This is a genomic window from Pseudomonas beijingensis (assembly GCF_030687295.1).
GTDB lineage: Bacteria > Pseudomonadota > Gammaproteobacteria > Pseudomonadales > Pseudomonadaceae > Aquipseudomonas > Aquipseudomonas beijingensis.
The window spans coordinates 109,994-127,852 of sequence record NZ_CP117425.1 but is presented as its reverse complement, the minus strand read 5'-3'; the positions used below and the strand labels follow the sequence as shown (position 1 = coordinate 127,852).

The following is a 17,859-nucleotide window of genomic DNA, read 5'->3' as shown; positions in this document are numbered from 1 at the left end:
CTGATACCGAGCGAGATTTGCAACATGCCTACGCCCAACGTCGAAGCGGTCAAACTGGATGAACTGAACGCCTGGCGCATCCGTCACGGTCAGGCCGAGTTGCTGGTGGCCCAGCAAGGCGCGCACATCCTCAGTTATCAAGTGGACGGCCAGCCGCCACTGATCTGGCTCAACGACCAGGCCACGTTCAAGGCCGGCAAAAGCATCCGCGCGGGCGTGCCGGTGTGCTGGCCGTGGTTCGGCAACCTGACGCGCAACCCCGACAGCGTGCAGGCCATGCGCGTGAGCAACGACCCGGCCACCGCCCACGGTCTGGTGCGGGCCATGGATTGGGAATTGAAGGGCATCGAAGCCGAAGGCGAAAGCCTCAAGGTGGAGTTCGTGCTGCCCTATCCTGAAAACGGCCTCTCGGGCTGGCCTCATCAGGTGGACCTGACGCTGGCCATCGTGATGGACGAGCAACTGCACATCCGCCTCACCAGCCATAACCGTGGCAGCGAAACCGTCAGTCTCAGCCAGGCGCAGCACAGCTATTTTGCCGTGAGCGACGTGCGCAATGTGCACGTCGAAGGGGTGGATGGCTTGAGCTATATCGAAACCCTGGACGACTGGAAAACCGTCACCCAGGCCGGCGACCTGCACTTCGCCGGCGAGACCGACCGTATCTACCTCAATACCCCGCCGAAGCTGAGCATCCTTGATCCGCAGTGGGAACGTCGGATCGAACTGACCAGCAGCGGTTCGCGCTCGGCAGTGATCTGGAACCCCTGGACCGAACGCGCCAAGGCGTTCAGCGACATGGCCGACGATGGCTGGCAGCGCATGCTGTGCATCGAGACGGCGAATGTGATGGACGATGTGGTGACGTTGTTGCCGCAGGCCAGCCATACCTTGGGCGTGAGCGTCGGCAGCAAGCCGCTCTAGGCCACACTGAAAATCCCCTTGTGGGAGCGGGCTTGCTCGCGAAGGCGGTGTATCAGTTGATACTCATTTGACTGACACGCCGCCTTCGCGAGCAAGCCCGCTCCCACATTTGGATCTACGCCATATCTGCGGCCTGTTACAAATCCGCCTCCTGCACCACCCTAACCTTCTCCGCCTCCAGCGCATACGCCGCACTCGCCAGGTCGTTGTCGACCTTTTCGATCTTCAGCGTGCCCGTCACCCAGAGCGGCGTGTAGATGTCGTCCAGCTTCAGGCCCTTGGGATAGCGCACCAGTACCAATTGGTTAGGCGGCGGTGGCGGGACGTGGATGCAAGCGCCGGGGTAGGGCACCAGAAAGAACAGCGTGCTGCGGCCCTTGGCGTCGGTTTCCAGCGGCACCGGATAACCGCCAATGCGGATGTGCCTGTCGTTCATCGCCGCCACGGTCTTGGTCGAATACATCACCGCCGGCAAGCCCTTGCTTTGCTTCAGGCCGCCTTTTTCAGTGAAGGTGCCGTTGGCTTCCGGGGAGTTGTGGTCGATCTCGGGCATGGCCTCGAGGGCTTTCTGGTCCGACTTGGGCATCAGTTCGAGCCAGTCGGTTTCCGGCAGCTCGGCAGCATGGGCCAGGCCACTGCCCAGCAGAAGAAGGGTCAATACTAGACGGCGCATGAAAGGGCTCGGCAATGAATGAAAAGTGAAACGCCGAGCATTCTAGCCCCCTCTGCTCGCCACGCAGAGGGGGCCTTGATGCATTTGGATCAGTTTCTTTTGATCAGGCCGTAGATCACCAGCAACACGATCGCGCCCACCAGGGCACCGATAAAGCCAGCGCCTTGGCCGGCCTGGTAGATGCCCAGGGCCTGGCCGCCATAAGTGGCTGCCAACGAACCGCCGATACCGAGCAGGATTGTCATGATCCAGCCCATGCTGTCATCGCCCGGTTTCAGGAAGCGCGCCAGCAGGCCAACGATCAAGCCGATAAAAATGGTTCCGATGATTCCCATGGCATTCCCCTCTGGTTAAGTCAGTAAGCCAAAGCCCGGTCAGGCTTTGGCACTTAGCCATGAGAGAGATTAGCCGACGAATGGTTCCACCGCCGTCCCAGATTATTGTTCGGCGATCAGCGTCTCGACCTTGATGATCTGCTGGGCCAGTGTGGCCCGGTCTGCGCAGCGCAGGTTGGCGTGGCCGACCTTGCGCCCGACCTTGAACGCCTTGCCATAGTGATGCAAATGACAGTCGGCAATCGCCAGGACCTTGTCGCTGTCCGGGACCTTGCCGATGAAATTGAGCATCGCGCTCTCACCGACCTTGGCGGTCGAGCCCAGCGGCAGCCCGGCCACCGCCCGCAGGTGGTTTTCGAACTGGCTGCACTCGGCGCCTTCGGTGGTCCAGTGCCCGGAGTTGTGGACCCGAGGTGCGATTTCGTTGGCCTTGAGGCCACCGTCCACTTCAAAGAACTCGAACGCCATCACGCCGACATAGTCGAGTTGCTTGAGCACCCGGCTGGAGTAATCCTCGGCCAGGGCCTGCAACGGATGATCGGTGCTGGCGACGGACAGCTTGAGGATGCCGTCCTTGTGGGTGTTGTGCACCAGCGGGTAGAAGCGGATCTCACCGTCGCGGGCACGCACGGCGATCAGCGAGACTTCCCCGGTGAACGGCACGAAACCTTCCAGCAGGCAGGCCACGCTGCCGAGTTCGGCGAACGTACCGACCACGTCTTCAGGCGTGCGCAGGACTTTCTGGCCCTTGCCGTCGTAACCCAGGGTGCGGGTCTTGAGCACGGCCGGCAGGCCGATGGCGGCGACGGCGGCGTCCAGGTCGGCCTGGGACTGAATGTCGGCGAAGGCCGGCGTGGGGATGCCCAGGTCCTTGAACATGTTCTTTTCGAACCAGCGGTCACGGGCGATCCGCAAGGCTTCGGCGCTCGGGTAGACCGGGACGAACTGGGACAGGAAGGCCACGGTTTCGGCCGGGACGCTTTCGAATTCGAAGGTCACCAAGTCGACTTCATCGGCCAATTGGCGCAGGTGATCCTGGTCGCCATAGTCAGCCCGCAGGTGTTCACCCAGCGCCGCGGCACAGGCGTCCGGCGCCGGGTCCAGGAAAGCGAAGTTCATCCCCAGCGGCGTACCTGCCAGGGCCAACATGCGACCCAACTGGCCGCCACCGATTACACCGATCTTCATTCGTCAACAACCTCAGGCAATGCGTGGGTCTGGATTGTCCAGGACGCTGTCTGTCTGCTCAGCGCGGAATTTTTTTCAGCACGGTATGAAATTGTGGATGCTTGGCGCCCAGGATGCTCGCCGATAGCAGGGCCGCGTTGATCGCGCCGGCCTTGCCGATGGCCAGGGTGGCGACCGGGATGCCGGCTGGCATCTGCACGATCGACAGCAACGAATCGACGCCCGAGAGCATCGACGACTGGACCGGCACGCCCAGCACCGGCAGGTGGGTCTTGGCCGCGCACATGCCCGGCAAGTGGGCCGCGCCACCGGCACCGGCGATGATCACCTCGATGCCACGCGCCTCGGCCTCTTCGGCGTACTGGAACAGCAGGTCCGGGGTACGGTGGGCGGAGACCACTTTCACCTCGTAAGGGATGCCGAGCTTTTCCAGCATATCGGCGGTGTGGCTAAGGGTGGACCAATCGGACTTGGAGCCCATGATCACGCCAACCAGTGCACTCATCGTCGTGCCTCTTCTCTCTGGGCGCCCGCAGGCGCGTCAAAAACCAACAAGCCACGCAGGAAACCGGCGTGGCTTGTTGTACGAATTATGGCCGGGCGAACCGACCGAAGGCCGGGCAGTATACCGAAAATGGTGCGTTAAACGCACTTTCGCCGACCATCTGTCGTTTGCAGTTAAGCGGCGGTTTTATTGACCTGCAGGTCAGCGAGGGAATAGCGCTGATCCATTGTGGGAGCGAGCTTGCTCGCGATAGCGACAGGTCAGTCAATGCAACTTTGAATGTCAGTCCGTCATCGCGAGCAAGCTCGCTCCCACAGGGGCTCTGTGATGCCTGATATCCGTGACATTCCCACAAAGGGTCTGCGTTGTTTTCAGGATCCGATGGCACCCTGCGCCGCGCCGCCTTCGAGCTTGCGCCACAGCAGTCGCACATTGGCCTTGCGCACCAGGGCGCAGCGGTACAGGCGGATCTCCAGGGGCACGTGCCATTGCGTGCCGCCGCAGATCACCAGCTCACCCCGGGCCAGTTCGGCACGTACGCTCAGGTGCGGCACCCAGGCGATGCCCAGGCCTTCCAGGGCCATGCTTTTCAGGCTGTCGGCCATGGCCGTCTCGTAGATCGTGGTAAAACGCAGCGCCCGCTGACGCAGCAACTGGTTGACCGAACGCCCCAGGAAGGCCCCGGCGCTGTAGGCCAGCAGCGGCACGCTGGCCTCGCCTTCAAGGTCGAACAGCGGGTTGCCGTTGGCATCGGCGGCGCACACCGGCAGCATTTCGGTCTGGCCCAGGTGCAGCGACGGGAAAATCTCCGGGTCCATCTGCATGGCTGAATCCGGATCGTAGAAGGCCAGCATCAAGTCGCAGCCACCTTCCCGCAAGGCGTGGACGGCGTCGCCGACGTTGGTCGCCACCAGTCGCGTGGCGATGTTCATCCCCTTCATTGCGCAGTTGCGCGATCCAACGCGGGAAGAAGCCCAGCGCCAGGGAGTGGGCGGCGGCCACTTGGATGACTTCGCCCTGCCCGCCTTCCAGGTGATGCAAATGGCGCAACACTTCACCCAACTGCTCCACCACCGTACGCGCCGTCACCAGGAACAACTGCCCCGCCGCCGTCAGCTCGACGGGCGTACGTGAACGATTGACCAGGGTCAGCCCCAGCGCCGCCTCAAGGCTGCGGATCCGTCGGCTGAACGCCGGCTGCGTCACGAAACGCCGCTCGGCCGCCTGGGAAAAACTGCGGGTAGCGGCCAGGGCACTGAAGTCCTCAAGCCATTTTGCTTTCAAGATTCATCACGTCCTCCCCTACACGCACCAAAACAGGTCACACGTTCGCCGCACCGCCGGCGTCACACCGGCATTATGCCGAATATGCATAGGCCAGTGTTTAACAGCATTGGCCCTATTTTCTCCCAGAGCCTAGGATCCACAGCGTTCCGGCTCAGACCGGGTCCTTATCGAGATGATTTCCGTCATGTCCTCCGCTGCATCATTCCGCACAGAAAAAGACCTGCTTGGCGTACTCGAAGTACCAGCGCAAGCGTATTACGGCATCCAGACCCTACGAGCGGTGAACAACTTCCGTCTCTCCGGCGTCCCGATCTCGCATTACCCTAAACTGGTGGTCGGTCTGGCAATGGTCAAACAGGCTGCCGCTGACGCCAACCGCGAACTGGGCCAGCTCAGCGAAGCCAAGCACGCCGCCATCAGCGAAGCCTGTGCACGATTGATCCGCGGCGACTTCCACGAAGAATTCGTGGTGGACATGATTCAGGGCGGCGCCGGCACGTCGACCAACATGAATGCCAACGAAGTCATCGCCAACATCGCGCTGGAGGCCATGGGCCACCAGAAAGGCGAGTACCAGTACCTGCACCCCAACAACGACGTGAACATGGCGCAGTCCACCAACGACGCCTACCCGACCGCGATCCGCCTGGGTCTGCTGCTGGGTCACGACGCCTTGCTGGCCAGCCTCGACAGCCTGATCCAGGCGTTCGCGGCCAAGGGTGAAGAATTCAGCCACGTCCTGAAAATGGGCCGCACGCAGCTGCAAGACGCCGTGCCGATGACCCTAGGCCAGGAATTCCGCGCCTTCGCCACCACCCTGAGCGAAGACCTGGCGCGCCTGAAAACCCTGGCGCCTGAACTGCTCACCGAAGTGAACCTGGGCGGTACCGCCATCGGCACCGGCATCAACGCCGACCCGCGCTACCAGGCCCTGGCCGTGCAGCGCCTGGCGACCATCAGCGGCCAGCCGCTGGTCCCGGCCGCCGACCTAATCGAAGCCACCTCCGACATGGGTGCCTTCGTGCTGTTCTCCGGCATGCTCAAACGCACCGCGGTCAAGCTGTCGAAGATCTGCAACGACCTGCGCCTGCTGTCCAGCGGCCCACGCACCGGCATCAACGAAATCAACCTGCCGGCCCGCCAGCCAGGCAGCTCGATCATGCCCGGCAAGGTCAACCCGGTAATCCCGGAAGCGGTCAACCAGGTGGCATTCCAGATCATTGGCAACGACCTGGCCCTGACCATCGCGGCCGAAGGCGGCCAACTGCAACTGAACGTGATGGAACCGCTGATCGCCTTCAAGATCTTTGACTCGATCCGCCTGCTGCAACGGGCCATGGACATGCTGCGCGAGCACTGCATCGTCGGCATCACCGCCAACGAAGCGCGCTGCCGTGAACTGGTCGAGCACTCGATCGGCCTGGTCACCGCCCTGAACCCGTACATCGGCTATGAAAACGCCACCCGCATCGCCCGTGTTGCCCTGGAAAGTGGCCGCGGCGTGCTGGAACTGGTGCGCGAAGAAGGCTTGCTCGACGACGCCATGCTCGACGACATCCTGCGCCCGGAAAACATGATTGCTCCGCGTCTGGTCCCGCTCAAAGCGTGATCGACACGGCCACCGCTCACCAGGTCGAGGGACTAGACACCTCTCACCTTTTGAGGGCTTGGGGATCTTCCCCAAGCCCTTTTTTTAATTGATAGCCGCAAAGGATGACCGAACCTGTGGGAAGGAACCTGCTCGCGATAAACGACGACGCGCTGCCCGTTGTAAACCGCGTCGCCAGCCAACGCGAGCAGGCTTTCCCCCACAAGAACCTGACCGTAAGGCCAGGTGTTTCAAAGGGTCCGCTTCGTCGGACGCACCACAACTGTGCAGACGGGCACCGCACTGATAGGTATAGTGCCGCCCCTCTTCGCATGAGCGGTCGTCCGCAACGAAACCCTTAAACATGCGAAAACCGAACTAATAACAAACCCGCGAAAATGGACCGGGACGAAACTTCGCCTCACCTGTCGGGGCGCGCGCCGACCGATGTAACGCGATGTTTCCAAATGGCCAGCATTTGCTTAAACAAAAAACAGCGAGGAATACTCATGCTCGAAGTCATCAACGACTTCCTCTCAGGGAAAGTGCTGATCGTGCTCATTGTCGGGCTCGGAAGCTACTTCACGATCCGCTCGCGTTTCGTCCAGTTCCGTCACTTCTTCCACATGTTCACGGTGTTCCGTGACAGCCTGAAAAGCAGCACTGACCAGCTCAGTTCCTTCCAGGCCCTGATGCTCAGCCTGGCCGGCCGTGTCGGCGCGGGCAACATCGCCGGTGTCGGCATCGCCGTGACCCTCGGCGGTCCTGGTGCGGTGTTCTGGATGTGGGTAACCGCTCTGGTCGGTATGTCCAGCAGCTTCTTCGAGTGCTCCCTCGGCCAGCTCTACAAGCGCTGCGACTCCGAAGGCCAGTATCGTGGCGGCCCGTCCTATTACATCCAGCACGGCCTGCAGAAACGCTGGTTGGGCATGATCATGGCGTTCCTGCTGCTGGTCACCTTCGGCTTCGCCTTCAACGGCCTGCAAGCCCACGCGGTTACCCATTCCCTGAACAACGCCTTCGGCTTTGACACCACCTACACCGGCCTCGGCCTGGCGGTGCTGCTGGGCCTGGTGTTCATCGGCGGAATCAAGCGCATCGCCAAGGTTGCCGACCTGCTGGTACCGGTCAAGACCCTGGCGTATATCGCCGTGACCCTCTACGTGATCGTGCTGCAGTTCGAACACGTACCGGGCATGCTGGCGACTATCGTCAAGAGCGCCTTCGGTCTGGACCAAGCCTTCGGCGGCCTGATCGGCAGCGCCATCGTCATGGGCGTCAAGCGTGGCGTGTTCGCCAACGAAGCCGGCCTGGGCAGTGCGCCTAACGTCGCCGCCGTCGCGTCGGTCGAACACCCGGTCGCCCAAGGCGTGGTCCAGGCGTTCAGCGTGTTCCTGGACACCTTCGTGATCTGCACCTGCACCGCGCTGCTGATCCTGCTGTCGGGCTTCTACACCCCGGGCTTCGAAGGCGACGGCATTGCCCTGACCCAGAACTCCCTGGCGGCCGTCGTGGGTGACTGGGGCCGGATATTCATCTCCGTGGCCCTGTCGTTGTTCGTGTTCACCTCGATCCTCTACAACTACTACCTGGGCGAGAACAACCTGCGCTTCATGATGGGTGACAATCGCAAGGTCCTGATGGGCTACCGTGCGCTGGTCCTGGTCCTGATTTTCTGGGGCGCCATCGAAAACCTCGGCACCGTGTTCGCGTTCGCCGACATCACCATGACCCTGCTGGCGTTCGTGAACCTGATCGCGCTGTTCCTGCTGTTCAAGGTCGGCATGCGCATCCTGCGTGACTACGATGACCAGCGTTCGGCCGGCATCAAGGTACCTGTGTTCGACTCCAGCAAGTTCCCGGACCTGGACCTGGACCGCAACGCATGGCCAGCTACCCCGTCGGCACCGGTTACCAAGCCTGACGCCGCGACTGCTGGCGTGGCCGCAGCGCAACGCTGATCGGTAATAAGCTGTTTGGAAAAAACCGGGCGCATCCCCTGCGCCCGGCGTGACACAACCTAAGGTCGGCGTCATGCTCGGCCTTATGTTGTGGCGGCTGACCCAAGCTGCCGCTTTCGTCCTCGGAGAACAACCATGAATTCCTTGACCTACCCTGCCGCCCAGCACGTCATGGTGCTCTACACCGGCGGCACCATCGGCATGCAGGCCAGCGCCCACGGCCTGGCCCCGGCATCCGGTTTCGAAGCGCGGATGCGCGACTACCTGCACAGCCAACCCGAACTCGTCGTGCCGCAATGGCGCTTCCGGGAAATGTCGCCGCTGATCGACAGCGCCAACATGACCCCGGCCTATTGGCAGCAACTGCGCGAAGCGGTGGTCGATGCCGTGGACGTGCAGGGCTGCGACAGCGTGTTGATCCTGCACGGCACCGACACCCTGGCCTACAGCGCGGCGGCGATGAGCTTCCAACTGCTGGGCCTGCATGCGCGGGTCTGCTTCACCGGCTCGATGCTGCCCGCCGGCGTGACCGACAGCGACGCCTGGGAAAACCTCAGCGGCGCGCTGGTCGCCCTCGGCCAGGGCCTGGCGCCGGGCGTACACCTGTACTTCCATGGTGAGCTGCTGGCGCCGACCCGTTGCGCGAAGGTGCGCAGCTTCGGTCGTCACCCGTTCAAGCGCCTGGAACGCCAGGGCGGTGGCGTCAAAGCCTCCTCGTTGCCGGCGCAGTTGAACTACAACCAGCCCAAGCAACTGGCGAACATCGCGGCGCTGCCGCTGTTTCCCGGCATCAGTGCACAGATCCTCGATGGCCTGCTCGGCAGCGGTATCCAGGGCCTGGTGCTGGAGTGCTACGGCAGCGGCACCGGGCCGAGCGACAACCCGGCCTTCCTCGCCAGCCTCGAGCGGGCGCGGGACAGCGGCGTAGTGGTCGTGGCGGTAACCCAATGCCATGAAGGGGGCGTCGAGCTGGACGTGTATGAAGCCGGTAGCCGCTTGCGCGGTGTCGGCGTGCTGTCCGGCGGCGGCATGACCCGCGAGGCCGCGTTCGGCAAGTTGCAGGCGTTGATTGGCGCCGGCCTGCCGGTGGAAGAGGTTCGGCGGCTGGTAGAACTGGACCTGTGCGGCGAGCTGAGCTGAGCTTAGACACTGCAAAAACCTGTGGGAGGGGCTCTTGTGGGAGCAAAGCTTGCTCGCGATGCAGGCGACACGGATCAACTGTAAGGTCGCGTCATCATTCTTCGCGAGCAAGCTTTGCTCCCACAGGTTCACTCCCACATTAGAGGTTGTGTTGAACTTCCGATTTTTACCCGGCATATAACTTGCTCCGTTTCCAGCTCCCCCAGGCTGGAAACGGACATGCTTCATTCCCACCTCACCACCCTCAACGCCGTCTCACTGGTGCTGAGCACCTTTAAAAGCGCAGGGTTGCCCAGCGATGCCTTGTTGGCTGGCAGCGGCATCAGCGCGGCGGACCTGAGCCGGGCCGATACGCGCATCACCACCAACCAGGAGATGCAGGTCTGCGCCAACGCCGTGGCCCTCAAGCGCGACATCGGCCTGGAACTGGGCCTGCGCATGCACGTTTCGTCCTACGGCATGCTCGGCTATGCCCTGCTCACCAGTGCCACCTTAGGTGACGCTTTGCGCCTGGCACTGCGTTATCCGGCGCTGTTGGGAACACTCTTCGAACTGAGTCTGGACGACGATGGCAAGCACATCTGGTTCAGCGCCAGCGATTATCGGGAGAACCCGGCCCTGGCGGTGTTCAATGCCGAGTTCTGCATGGTTTCGCTGAAGGTGATCTGCAATGACCTCCTCGGCCATGCGTTGCCCTTGCACGCTGCGCGCTTCGAACACCCGGCGCCCGATTACCAGGCGCACTACACCGCGCTCTTCGACTGCCCGGTGCGCTTCGACAGCGTCGATAACGCGTTCGCCTTCGACCGCCACTGGCTAGAACAACCCTTGCCCCTGGCCGACCCCATTACCCACCACGCCATGGCCGAACGCTGTCGCCGGCAGAACACCGAATTCACCGGACGCCAAGCCTGGCTGGGACGGATCCGCCAGTTGCTCGACGCCCAACTGGACGCCGCCCCCGGCCTGGAAGGCCTGGCCGAACAGATGAACTGCTCGGCGCGCACCTTGCGCCGCCACCTCAAGGACCTGGGCTGCAGTTACCAGGAGCTGCTGGACGAACTGCGCTTCGAGCGGGCCAAGCAGATGCTCTGCGAGGACCAATTGCCGATCTATCGAATCGCCGAACGCCTGGGCTTCAGCGAAACCGCCAGCTTCCGCCATGCCTTCGTGCGCTGGAGCGGCGTGGCGCCCAGCCAGTTCAGGGCCTGAAGCGGCGCTTTCATCTACCCTTGTCGGGCCAGGCATGGCTACCCCCGTGGCGAGGGAGCTTGCTCCCGCTGGGTGGCGAAGCCGCCCCAAAAAGGCTGGCGCATCCGTCCAATCAAACCGCATCAGCCTGGTTACGACGGCTGCGCCGCCGAGCGGGAGCAAGCTCCCTCGCCACAAGTGGACGCCTTGAGGCTGGGGGGGTATGGGCTGCCGCCATCGCGAGCAAGCTCGCCCCCACAGGGGGTGGTAGTAGGCAACCGATTTTGTGGGCGCTTCGGAATACTGTGGGAGCGAGCTTGCTCGCGATGGCGATCCAGTCAGCGCCGCAAAAACGCCTGATGCAACTCACCCACCGTCTGGAAGTGATACGCCGGGCGCTCGGTGCTGAGCTCTTCGTGGCTGCCAAACCCATACCCGACCGCTGCCGCATCCAGGCCATTGCTGTGGGCGCCGATCAGGTCGTGTTTGCGGTCGCCGATCATCAGGGTGCTGGCCGGGTCGAGGCCTTCTTCGGCCAGCAGGTGGGCGATCAGCTCGACTTTGTTAGTACGGGTGCCGTCCAATTCGCTGCCGTAGATCACCTTGAAGTGCCGGGCGAAGTCGAAGTGGCGGGCGATTTCCCGGGCGAAGACCCAGGGTTTGGAAGTGGCGATGTACAACTGGCGCCCTTGGCCGCCCAAGGTTTCCAGCAGCGGCATCACGCCGTCGAAAACACGGTTCTCATAAAGACCGGTGACCTTGAATCGCTCACGATAGAAATTCACCGCCTCCCAGGCCTTCGCTTCGTCGAAGTCATAGAACTGCATGAAGGCCTGCAACAGCGGCGGGCCGATGAAGTGCTCGAGGCGGGTCAGGTCGGGTTCGTCGATGCCCAGCTTGCTCAAGGCGAACTGGATCGAACGGGTGATGCCTTCCCGGGGATCGGTGAGGGTGCCGTCGAGGTCGAAGAGTACGGTTTGGTAGTGCATGGCTGTTCCTGGGTGGTCATGCAGTTCACTCAACAGGCTGAATGAAACTGTGGCGAGGGGATTTATCCCCGCTGGGCTGCGCAGCAGCCCCCAAAAGACTGAATGTAACAACCTGGCACACTGCGGTGGTCGGCTTCGGGGCTGCTGCGCAGCCCAGCGGGGATAAATCCCCTCGCCACAACGGTTCATTCGACATCTTAGGTGGGCGATTCAGGCCGGTCGTAACCTTCAGCCAGATGCAGGTCCTTGAGCTTCACGTAGTTCGCCGCGCTGTAGGTGAAAAACGCACGTTCCTTGTCCGTCAGCGGCCGGACCTGTTTCACCGGGCTGCCCACATACAAAAAGCCGCTTTCCAGGCGTTTGCCCGGCGGCACCAGGCTGCCGGCACCGATGATCACATCATCTTCGACCACCGCGCCGTCCATGACGATGCTGCCCATGCCGATCAGGATCCGGCTGCCCACCGAGCAACCATGGAGCATGACCTTGTGGGCGATGGTCACGTCGTCGCCGATCAGCAACGGGAAACCCTCCGGATTGAAGGGCCCGGCATGGGTGATGTGCAGCACGCAACCATCCTGGACGCTGGTACGCGCACCGATACGGATGCGGTGCATGTCGCCGCGAATGACCGTCAGCGGCCAGACGGAGCTGTCTTCGCCGATTTCGACGTCGCCGATCACCACCGCGGTGCTGTCGACAAAAGCACCACGGGCAAGCCGTGGGCTGTGGTTCTGGTACGTGCGAAGGGTCACGATAGGCTCTCTCTTATCCGGTGATAGGCGCTGCTAGCTGCGGTGAGCGCCGATTGTAATTAAGATGGGCCGATGTTTCTTCCAGCCAAGGTGTCGACCGTGAGCGTGAACAACCCTCTTTTGCAGCCCTATGACCTGCCGCCATTCTCGGCGATCCGTGCCGAGCACGTGCAACCGGCCATCGAGCAGATCCTGGCTGATAACCGTGCGGCCATTGCCGAACTCCTCAAGACCCAAGTCCAGCAGCCTACCTGGGCCGGCCTGGTATTGGCGATGGACGAACTCAATGATCGCCTGGGCGCGGCCTGGAGCCCGGTCAGTCATCTGAATGCCGTGCGCAACAGCACGGAACTGCGCGAAGCCTACGAGGCCTGCCTGCCGGCGCTGAGTGCCTACTCCACCGAACTGGGCCAGAACCGCGAGCTGTTCCAGGCCTTCGAAGCCTTGGCAAACAGCCCGGAAGCCGCCGGCTTCGACGTGGCGCAGAAAACCATCCTGGAACACTCCCTGCGCGATTTCCGCCTGTCGGGCATCGACTTGCCGCCCGAGCAGCAGAAGCGCTACGCCGAGGTGCAGAGCAAACTGTCCGAGCTGGGCAGCCGTTTCTCCAATCAACTGCTGGACGCGACCCAGGCCTGGACCAAGCACGTCACCGACGAGGCCGCCCTCGCCGGCCTGACCGACTCGGCCAAGGCGCAAATGGCTGCGGCCGCCCAGGCCAAAGAACTCGACGGCTGGCTGATCAACCTGGAATTCCCCAGCTATTACGCGGTGATGACCTACGCCGAAGACCGCGCCCTGCGTGAAGAAGTCTACGCCGCCTACTGCACCCGCGCCTCGGACCAAGGCCCGAATGCCGGGCAGAACGACAACGGCCCGGTGATGGAGCAGATCCTCGACCTGCGCCAGGAACTGGCCCAACTGCTCGGTTTCGCCAACTTCGCCGAGTTGAGCCTGGCCACCAAGATGGCCGAATCCAGCGATCAGGTCCTCAGTTTCCTGCGGGACCTGGCCAAGCGCAGCAAGCCGTTCGCCGCCCTGGACCTGGAGCAGCTCAAAGCCTTCGCCGCCGAACAGGGCTGCCCCGACCTGCAAAGCTGGGACAGCGGTTTCTACGGTGAAAAACTGCGCCAGCAGCGTTACAGCGTGGCCCAGGAAGCCCTGCGCGCCTACTTCCCGATCGACAAGGTACTGAGCGGCCTGTTCGCCATCGTGCAGCGCCTCTACGGCATCGAGATCGCCGAACTGAAAGGCTTCGACAGCTGGCACCCGGACGTGCGCCTGTTCGAAATCAAGGAGAACGGCCAGCACGTCGGCCGCTTCTTCTTCGACCTCTATGCCCGCGCCAACAAGCGTGGCGGTGCCTGGATGGACGGCGCCCGCGACCGTCGTCGCACCTTCGACGGCGTGCTGCAAAGCCCGGTCGCCAACCTGGTGTGCAACTTCACCCCGGCCGACAGCGGCAAGCCGGCGCTGCTGACCCACGATGAAGTCACCACCCTGTTCCACGAGTTCGGCCATGGCCTGCACCACCTGCTGACCCGTGTCGAACACGCCGGCGTGTCCGGCATCAACGGCGTGGCCTGGGATGCCGTGGAGCTGCCGAGCCAGTTCATGGAGAACTGGTGCTGGGAACCCGAAGGCCTGGCGCTGATTTCCGGCCACTACGAAACCGGTGAACCACTGCCCCAGGACCTGCTGGAAAAAATGCTCGCGGCGAAAAACTTCCAGTCCGGCCTGATGATGGTCCGTCAGCTGGAGTTCTCGCTGTTCGACTTCGAGCTGCACGCCACCCACGGCGATGGCCGCAGCGTGCTGCAAGTGCTCGAAGGCGTGCGCGACGAGGTGTCGGTCATGCGTCCACCGGCCTACAACCGCTTCCCCAACAGCTTCGCCCACATCTTCGCCGGCGGGTATGCGGCGGGCTACTACAGCTACAAATGGGCGGAAGTATTGTCGGCCGATGCCTTCTCCAAATTCGAGGAAGACGGCGTGCTCAATGCCGACACCGGTCGCGCCTTCCGCGAGGCGATCCTGGCCCGTGGCGGCTCCCAGGAACCGATGGTGCTGTTCGTCGACTTCCGTGGCCGTGAGCCGTCGATTGACGCACTCTTGCGCCATAGCGGCCTGACCGAGGACGCGGCAGCATGAGCGAGGGGCCTGTGATTACCAAACGACGCTTTATCGCCGGGGCGGTCTGCCCGGCCTGCAGCGAGCCGGACAAATTGATGATGTGGAACGAAGACGGCGTACCGCACCGCGAGTGCGTGGCCTGTGGTTATTCCGACACGCTCAACGAGCAAGGCCTGTCGGTGCCCAAAGGAATTGGGCACCCGGGTCAACACCTCGGCGCTCAAGGTGCCGGACGCCAAGGTCCAGGCGGTGCAGTTTTTCCCCAATCCCAAGTTGAAGAAAAAAACCGACTGAATGATCCGGTATCACCTTCCGGGCCCCACGGCCCGGAAGCGATACATATATATCGCCCTGCCGCACACCGGCCTGCCCAGACTGTTCATCCCGTTCAGTCCATGGAAGGCTTCCGATGCCCACCGATGACAATCCGCTGTTGCAGGCCCATGACCTGCCGCCTTTTTCCCAGATCCAAGCCCGGCATTTTTCGCCGGCCCTCGACCAGATCATTGCCGAGAGTCGCGCTCAAGTGGCCGAGATCATCAGGACCCAGACACCGTTTCCCACCTGGGACGACCTCGTGTTGGCAATGGACGAGATTCACGCCCGGTTGAAGGGCTTCGGTTATGTGCTGGAGCGTCTGGCCTGGAACAGGATCGGTGACGACTGGGTGCAGGCTTCGCTGGACTGCAGCGAACGACTACAGGATTTCCAGCGATCGCTCAAACACAACCCCGAACTGTTTCAGCTTTATCAGCGGTTGGCGAACAGCCCGATAGCCCGGCATTTCACCCTGGCGAGAAAAAGAACGCTGGAAAAAATCCTCCGACAGTTTCGTCGCAACGGATTGGCCGACACCACGCAGACAGGCCTGAAAGACCTGAAGCTGCGCATCCAAGGCGCTCAGATGCTGTTCCTGGAACATGTGTACGAGGCCAATAAAGCCTGGCGCACAGCGTTTGACGATGAAACCCGATTGAGCGGCCTGCCGTCGTCGTTCAAACAACGCATGGCCGACCAGGCGCGCGATGCTGGACACACGGGGTGGTTGCTGACGCTCAATGAAGAGTCGTTTCGCATCGTCACCTGTTACGCCGACAATCACCTTTTGCGTAAGCAAATGTACGTGGCCTACAGCACTCGCGCATCGGATCATGGACCGCACGCCGGCATATTCGACAACGGTGAAGTGCTCCGGCAATTGCTCAGGGACCGTCATCACTACGCTACCTTGCTGGGCTATTCGAGTTATGCCCAAATGGCGATCGAACCAGAGCAAGCCGAGTCGCCCGAACAGGTCCTGATGTTCTTGCAGGAACAACTCAAACAACAGCAAAGCGTGTTTATCCGGGACGCTCAACAACTGGAGGCATTTGCCACAACACAAGGTTTCAGCGAGCTACAGCCCTGGGATTATCCATACCTGGCAGAAAAGCTTCGTCGGCAGGCGGCTGGTGTTTCAGAACAAAGCGTCAGAGCCTGGTTTGCGCTGGATGCCACGTTTTTGCAGCTGACGCTGATCGCAAGGGACCTGTTCGGCGTGGACATCATCGAGCGTAAAGACGTAGTTGCTTGGCATCCCGACGTAAGCCTTTTTGAAATTCGCGAGCGGGACGAGACCCTAGGCTATCTCTATTTCGACCCGTTCGAGGATGAGAACGAACAAGGCTTCCCCAATACCACCACCTTGCGAAATCGTCGCGTCACCGCCGAGGGCCGCCCGCGGCATCCCATTGCCGTTCTACATGGCTGGTTACCACGCGCCTCAGATGCCAATCCTGTCCTGTTGGATCATCGGCAACTACGCATCCTCTTTCATGAATTCGGCCATTGCTTGCACCACTTGCTGACCCGGGCTGAGTATCGTGATGTTTCGGGCATTACCGAACTGTCCAGGGATACGGCGGAATTTGCCGGAGTCCTGTTCGAGCGATGGTGCTTTTCCAAGCCATGTCTGATTCGTATATCCAAACACCACCAAACCGGGAAGCCACTGCCGGACAGGATTGCCGATCAGTTGCTGGTCTACCTCAATACCCAGACCAGTTGGGGGTTTGCCGCGTTCTTGCGCGATGCGTTGTTTGACATGCAGGTGCACCATCACCACGGCGACGGACGTACGGCTCAAGACGTGTTCGATCAAGTCAGCGCACACGTCGGCCACCTGCCCGTGTCCGCCACCGAACGCTGGCCCAATGGCCTGGACTATCTGGTGACCGGCTATGGCGCCGGGATCTACGCCTACGCCTGGTCGAAAGAACTGGCGAATAGCGTCTTCCAAAAATTCCAGCGCGACGGGCTGTTCAATCCGCAAACCGGGCGGGCGTTGCGCGAGACGATTTTCGAGCCGGGCGATACGCGACCGTTGTTCGAATCGATCCAGGCGTTTTTAGCCACATGACCGATCAGCGCTCTGGAAGCACAGCCTGAGGATCAAGGTGATGGGCCGTGGTCGTCGAGTTGACCCAACTCTCCAGAGAACAAAGGGCAAAGACGCTGGTGCTGCAATCGCCGTTCGCCAGCGCCGTGCGGAGTTTGTCGACATCGGCCTGCATCATGTAGCGCACGCCGTCCTTGAAGTGATGACTGTCACCGAAGCCACCTTCGGTCATCTCGTTCAACGCGTCCTCCTTGCTCCAACCCTGGACCACCACCCGGTACATGGCGGCCACCAGCCCGGTGCGGTCCGAGCCGTGCTTGCAGTGCATCAGCACCGGCCCCTTGGCTTCGGCCGCCTGGACAGCGCGCAAGGCCCTGAGTATGTCGCTGTCGTCGACATGGTTGGTGCGATAGGGCAACTGCACTTGCTCGATGCCGGGGGTGGACAGCCAGCGTTGGTCCGACTCCGGCAGAAAGTTGATGACCGTGCCGATCCTGAGCTTCGTCAGCCAGGGCAGCGTCCCGCCGTCCGGCAGGGAGCTGCGGTAAAGCGTCGGAGACATCTGATAGAGGGTTGTAGTCCTTTGCCACCGGCTGCGCCCATTCAGCGGGCCTCGCATCAATGGAATCGGCCGCTTGGGCGGGCGCCTCGGCCAGCCCGGTGAGCAAGGCCAGGCACAACAACGAATGGGAACAGAGCTTGAGCATGCACGGACGACCGAGTACGAAGAAACACGAGAGGCTCAGTGTCGGCTCGCTCCGGTTAAAAGCCTGTGAGTAGAACGTCAAAGCGTTGTGAACGCCGATCCGGTAT

The 17,859-nt window shown here is 62.0% G+C and carries 12 protein-coding genes and 4 pseudogenes; 8 read left to right on the top strand and 8 right to left on the bottom strand.

Annotation, left to right across the window (positions count from 1 at the left end):
• Positions 1-24: 24 nt before the first annotated feature.
• Positions 25-924, top strand: a complete 900-nt coding sequence (locus tag PSH84_RS00580; RefSeq protein WP_305482135.1) for a D-hexose-6-phosphate mutarotase — start codon at positions 25-27, stop codon at positions 922-924.
• A gap of 136 nt (positions 925-1,060) precedes the next feature.
• On the opposite strand, the gene PSH84_RS00575 is transcribed toward PSH84_RS00580, so the two are convergent.
• The 5 genes and pseudogenes from PSH84_RS00575 to PSH84_RS00555 all read right to left on the bottom strand — a co-directional run bounded on the left by PSH84_RS00575 (position 1,061) and on the right by PSH84_RS00555 (position 4,912).
• Positions 1,061-1,597, bottom strand: a complete 537-nt coding sequence (locus PSH84_RS00575) for a DUF3299 domain-containing protein (protein WP_122567782.1) — start codon at positions 1,595-1,597, stop codon at positions 1,061-1,063.
• 89 nt (positions 1,598-1,686) lie between these two features.
• The gene (locus PSH84_RS00570) at positions 1,687-1,932 is read right to left on the bottom strand and encodes a GlsB/YeaQ/YmgE family stress response membrane protein (protein WP_003187057.1); all 246 of its coding nucleotides are present in this window, start codon (positions 1,930-1,932) and stop codon (positions 1,687-1,689) included.
• 102 nt (positions 1,933-2,034) lie between these two features.
• Positions 2,035-3,120: a 5-(carboxyamino)imidazole ribonucleotide synthase gene (locus tag PSH84_RS00565; protein WP_122567780.1), complete on the bottom strand. Its 1,086-nt coding sequence runs from the start codon at positions 3,118-3,120 to the stop codon at positions 2,035-2,037.
• 12 nt (positions 3,121-3,132) lie between these two features.
• Positions 3,133-3,625 (bottom strand): annotated as a pseudogene (gene purE / locus PSH84_RS00560) (5-(carboxyamino)imidazole ribonucleotide mutase).
• Positions 3,626-3,996: 371 nt separating this feature from the next.
• Positions 3,997-4,912, bottom strand: a pseudogene (locus tag PSH84_RS00555) (LysR substrate-binding domain-containing protein).
• Positions 4,913-5,096: 184 nt separating this feature from the next.
• Between PSH84_RS00555 and aspA the strand changes: the two are divergent.
• From aspA to PSH84_RS00535, 4 genes are all read left to right on the top strand, one after another.
• Positions 5,097-6,521 (top strand): aspartate ammonia-lyase, encoded by a 1,425-nt coding sequence (gene aspA, locus PSH84_RS00550; protein ID WP_003196363.1) that lies wholly within the window; start codon positions 5,097-5,099, stop codon positions 6,519-6,521.
• Between the two features lie 488 nt (positions 6,522-7,009).
• The gene (locus PSH84_RS00545) at positions 7,010-8,461 is read left to right on the top strand and encodes an alanine/glycine:cation symporter family protein (protein ID WP_122567778.1); all 1,452 of its coding nucleotides are present in this window, start codon (positions 7,010-7,012) and stop codon (positions 8,459-8,461) included.
• A 135-nt stretch (positions 8,462-8,596) separates the two neighbouring features.
• Complete coding sequence (locus PSH84_RS00540; protein ID WP_305482134.1) at positions 8,597-9,601, top strand: asparaginase; 1,005 nt, start codon at positions 8,597-8,599, stop codon at positions 9,599-9,601.
• A gap of 219 nt (positions 9,602-9,820) precedes the next feature.
• Positions 9,821-10,813 (top strand): AraC family transcriptional regulator, encoded by a 993-nt coding sequence (locus PSH84_RS00535; protein ID WP_122567776.1) that lies wholly within the window; start codon positions 9,821-9,823, stop codon positions 10,811-10,813.
• Between the two features lie 317 nt (positions 10,814-11,130).
• Here PSH84_RS00535 and PSH84_RS00530 read toward each other — a convergent pair whose 3' ends face one another.
• Together PSH84_RS00530 and PSH84_RS00525 are read right to left on the bottom strand one after the other, a co-directional pair.
• Positions 11,131-11,781 carry an HAD family hydrolase gene (locus PSH84_RS00530; protein ID WP_305482133.1) on the bottom strand — a complete coding sequence of 217 codons (651 nt, stop codon included), beginning with the start codon at positions 11,779-11,781 and terminating at the stop codon, positions 11,131-11,133.
• A 197-nt stretch (positions 11,782-11,978) separates the two neighbouring features.
• Positions 11,979-12,536, bottom strand: a complete 558-nt coding sequence (locus PSH84_RS00525; RefSeq protein WP_305482132.1) for a gamma carbonic anhydrase family protein — start codon at positions 12,534-12,536, stop codon at positions 11,979-11,981.
• A gap of 72 nt (positions 12,537-12,608) precedes the next feature.
• Between PSH84_RS00525 and prlC the strand changes: the two genes are divergently transcribed.
• The 3 genes and pseudogenes from prlC (at position 12,609) to PSH84_RS00510 (ending at position 17,067) form a co-directional block, all read left to right on the top strand.
• Positions 12,609-14,687: an oligopeptidase A gene (gene prlC / locus PSH84_RS00520; protein WP_305482130.1), complete on the top strand. Its 2,079-nt coding sequence runs from the start codon at positions 12,609-12,611 to the stop codon at positions 14,685-14,687.
• Positions 14,684-14,963 (top strand): annotated as a pseudogene (locus tag PSH84_RS00515) (YheV family putative zinc ribbon protein). The gene prlC and the pseudogene PSH84_RS00515 overlap by 4 nt, the downstream one beginning before the upstream one ends.
• Positions 14,964-15,078: 115 nt before the next feature.
• Positions 15,079-17,067, top strand: a complete 1,989-nt coding sequence (locus PSH84_RS00510; protein WP_305482129.1) for a M3 family metallopeptidase — start codon at positions 15,079-15,081, stop codon at positions 17,065-17,067.
• Between the two features lie 4 nt (positions 17,068-17,071).
• Here the strand turns inward: PSH84_RS00510 and PSH84_RS00505 are convergent.
• Positions 17,072-17,753: pseudogene (locus tag PSH84_RS00505) on the bottom strand (dual specificity protein phosphatase family protein).
• Positions 17,754-17,859: the final 106 nt, after the last annotated feature.